Source organism: uncultured Thiodictyon sp. (assembly GCF_903828115.1).
Classification (GTDB): Bacteria; Pseudomonadota; Gammaproteobacteria; order Chromatiales; family Chromatiaceae; genus Thiodictyon.
Genome location: NZ_CAIKKU010000902.1, coordinates 1 through 3,832, shown reverse-complemented (window position 1 = coordinate 3,832; position 3,832 = coordinate 1). Strand labels below are relative to the sequence as shown.

Sequence of the window (3,832 nt, the reverse complement as noted above, 5' to 3'; positions counted from 1 at the left end):
CTGGGGTGCGGCGCTCCCAGTAGGCGGTGCGGCTTGACTTAACGGTAGTGACCCGGCGCGTGGGAGCGAGTATTCAAATCCTCGCCCCTCGGTCGTCTTCCACCTTAAACCGAAGTCCGGCAATTACTCTCACAAAGACACAAAGAACACAAAGAAAAACCGATCATTGCAGGCGTCGGGCCGATCACCGCCCAGGTGTCCTCCGCGACCGACCTATCGCTCTGAAAATCTTTGTGATCTTTGTGTCTCTGTGAGAGAACTCCTCTTTAACTAGGTCAAACACCCCAGGCCCCACGATGCAGCACCCCGCCACCCCCCGACTCGCCTGGGCCATCACGGGCTCCGGCCATTTCCTTGGCGAATGCCTGGCGCTGGTGGAGTCGCGCACCGACGTGGACCTCTTTCTGACCCGTGCGGCGGCCGAGGTGCTCGTCATGTACGGCGTCGACCTCAAGCGCCTGCGTGAACGCATCACCTGCTACCGCGACGGCGCCGCCAGCGCCCCCCCGGTCGCGCGCTTCTACCAGGGCATCTATTCACGCCTGGTGATCGCCCCCGCCACCTCCAACACGGTGGCCAAGATGGTCTGCGGGATCTCCGACACCCTGGTGACCAACATCTACGCCCAGGCCGGCAAGTGTCGGGTCCCGAGCATCGTCTTTGCGTGCGACACCGCGCCCGCCATGCAGACCGAGGCCCCCGGCGGCCAGGTCATGGTCTATCCGCGCCGCATCGACCTGGAGAATGTCGAGCGCCTGCGCGGCTTCGAGTACACGACGGTGGTCGACAGCGTCGCTGCCTTGGCCGCCGCCCTGGCGCTGCCCCCATGAGCGGGCACCTCCTCTTCCTGACCGGCCAACTCGCCGAGCGGCCCCTGCGGCGCGTCCTGGAGGGGATGGACCTGGGCGATACCACCTGGACGGTGCGCCAGCTCGGGGTCAAGGTCGCCGCCCTGATGACCGCGGACATGATCCGGCGGCGACTCGACGATACCGCCGGGGCCGACCGGATCATCATCCCCGGGCGCTGCCGCGGGGACCTGGCGGCACTCGCCGAGCACTTCGGCATCCCGGTCGAGCGCGGGCCCGAGGAACTGATGGACCTGCCCGGCTATTTCGGCCTCGCCGGCCGGCGGCCGGATCTCAGCGCCCACAGCGTCCGCATCTTCGCCGAGATCGTCGATGCGCCGCGTCTGGACGTCCCGGCGATCCTCGCGCGTGCGGCCATCTTGCGCGCCGACGGCGCCGACGTGATCGACCTGGGCTGCCTGCCGGACACCCCCTTCGCGCACCTGGGCGCGAGCGTGCGCGCGCTGAAGGAGGCTGGCCATCGGGTCAGCGTGGACTCCATGCAGTCCACGGAACTCCTGGCCGGCGGCCGGGCCGGGGCGGATTTCCTGCTGAGCCTCAATGAGGACAACCTCTGGATCGCGGACCAGGTCGCCGCCTGCCCGGTGCTGGTGCCCAGCCAACCCGGCGACCTGCCCTCCCTGGAGCGGGCCATGGCGCAACTGGAGGCGCGCGGTCGGCCCTACCTGGCCGACCCCATCCTGGACCCCATTCATTTCGGTTTCGCCGACTCGCTGGTGCGCTATCACAGTCTGCGCCGGGCCTACCCAGGGGCGCAGATCATGATGGGCCTGGGCAACCTGACCGAACTCACCGAGGCCGACACCACCGGCATCACCGCCATCCTCATGGGCCTGGTCTCCGAGCTTGAGATCGGCAACATCCTGACCACCCAGGTCAGCGCCCACTGCCGCAGCGCGGTACGCGAGGCCGACCGGGCGCGCCGCATCATGCACTGGGCACGCCAGGAGGGCAGCCTGCCCAAACAGATCGACGGCGGCCTGACCGCCATCCACGAACGCAACCCCTTCCCGACCGACCTCGCCGACATCCGCGAGCTGGCCGCCGCCATCCGCGACCCCAACTACCGCATCCAGGTCAGCAGCGAGGCCATCCACTGCTTCAACCGCGACGGCCTGCACAGCTTCGACGACCCCTTCGCCTTCTACCCCCACCTGGGGGTGCAAGAGGACGCCGGCCACGCCTTTTATCTGGGCGTGGAACTGGCCCGCGCCCAGATCGCCCACCAGCTCGGCAAGCGCTATGTCCAGGACCAACCCCTGCGCTGGGGCTGCGTGCTGCCGACGGGGCCGACGGATCTGGAGCACTGCGATCCAGTCGGGCCGACCCGTAAGCCAAGAAAGAATGATTAGCCGCAAATGAACGCAAATATACGCAAATAAAACTGCGCGTGGCGGCCATGCTAAACACCGCCGGTGCGCGGGCGGCGCTGGCCAGGCCCTTGATTATTTGCGTCCTTTAGCGTTCATTTGCGGCCAAACTGCTCTTTCCAGGGTAAACGCTGACCCTGGGAACGCCGGGCACCAGCCCCGAGCGTCGGCATCGACACCCATAGCCACACGTTAGGACCGCGATCAGGACCTCACCATGATCCAAGAAGTCATCGTCACCACCCGCCACCCGGACGGCCGCACCCATTGCGCCCCCATGGGCATCCGCCGCGCGGGGCCGCACCTTGTCATCGCCCCCTTCCGGCCCTCCACCACGCTCGACTTCCTGATCGCCGGTCGCAGCGCGGTGGTCAACTACACCGATGACGTGCGCATCTTCGCCGGCTGCCTGACCGGGCGCGCCAACTGGCCCCTGATCGACGCCCAGCGTGTCCCCGCCCCGCGCCTGGCAGACGCCCTGGCCCATACCGAACTGGAGCTGCAGACGCTCGAAGATGACCCGGAGCGCCCGTGCCTGCTCTGCCGCCCGGTCCTGGAGCAGACCCACGGCCCCTTCCAGGGCTTCAACCGCGCCCAGGGGGCCGTGCTGGAGTTGGCGATCCTGGTCAGCCGGCTCGACCGGCTGCCGCAGGAGCAGGTCAGCCGGGACATTGGTTACCTCAGCAGCGCCATACAGAAGACCGCCGGCCCCCGGGAACAGGAGGCCTGGGACTGGCTGATGGAGCGGGTGACGGCCCATCAGTCCGGCGGGGCCCTGCCATGACCCGACTGCTGGCCAGTGTGACCGACACGCTCGAGGCCGAGCAGGCGCTGCGCGGCGGCGCCGACCTCATCGACCTCAAGGACCCGGCGCGCGGGGCCCTGGGCGCCCTGCCCTGCGGGCAGATCCGCGCGATCGTCACCCAGGTCGCCGGGCGCCGGCCGGTCAGCGCCACTATCGGCGACCTGCCCGCGGACGCCGACCTGACCCGCGACCTGATCCGCGCCACCGCCGCCACCGGGGTCGACTATGTGAAGGTCGGCCTCTTCACCGACGACCACCGCGCCGCCTGCCTGCCGGCCATCGCCGACCTGGCCCCGACCTGCGCCATCGTCGTGGTCCTGTTTGCCGACCGCGCCCCCGACCTGCGCGACCTGCGCCCCTTCGCCGCGGCCGGGTGCGCCGGGGTCATGCTCGATACCGCGGACAAGGCGGCCGGTGGGCTGCTCGATCATTTGGGTCCCGATGTGCTGCGGGCCTTCGTCGCCCAGGCGCGGTCCCTGGGTCTCCTGTGCGGACTCGCCGGGGCCCTGCGGCTTGCCGACATCCCTGCCCTGCTGCCCCTGGGGCCCGATTATCTGGGATTCCGCGGCGCACTCTGTCATGCCGACCGGCGCACCGCCGGGCTCGACCCGGAGCGGCTTGACGCCGTGCGACGGGCTGTCCCGTCGGCCGCCCCGGGGGACCTTTAGCCCGGGACGAGCAGTCAGCCGTCAGCTATGTGTCGATCAGCGCCTTTAGGCATTGATCGTTACTCCGGCCACCTTGGGGCGATATCCGTCGCGGCCGGGGGGCCGCTCCTACGCGGTAGG

4 protein-coding genes are annotated in these 3,832 nt (G+C 69.0%); all 4 read left to right on the top strand.

The features are described from left to right. The first annotated feature begins 296 nt into the window (after window positions 1-296). On the top strand, window positions 297-830 hold the full coding sequence (locus tag QZY48_RS34190; RefSeq protein ID WP_100923297.1) for a flavoprotein: 534 nt from the start codon (window positions 297-299) through the stop codon (window positions 828-830). Beyond that, window positions 827-2,221: a DUF6513 domain-containing protein gene (locus tag QZY48_RS34185; protein ID WP_295439178.1), complete on the top strand. Its 1,395-nt coding sequence runs from the start codon at window positions 827-829 to the stop codon at window positions 2,219-2,221. Before QZY48_RS34190 ends, QZY48_RS34185 begins: the two co-directional genes overlap by 4 nt. 235 nt (window positions 2,222-2,456) lie before the next feature. Then, complete coding sequence (locus QZY48_RS34180) at window positions 2,457-3,023, top strand: DUF447 domain-containing protein (RefSeq protein WP_295439176.1); 567 nt, start codon at window positions 2,457-2,459, stop codon at window positions 3,021-3,023. Further along, a complete protein-coding gene (locus QZY48_RS34175; RefSeq protein ID WP_295439174.1) occupies window positions 3,020-3,712 on the top strand; it encodes a (5-formylfuran-3-yl)methyl phosphate synthase in 693 nt (230 codons plus the stop codon). Before QZY48_RS34180 ends, QZY48_RS34175 begins: the two co-directional genes overlap by 4 nt. Window positions 3,713-3,832: the final 120 nt, after the last annotated feature.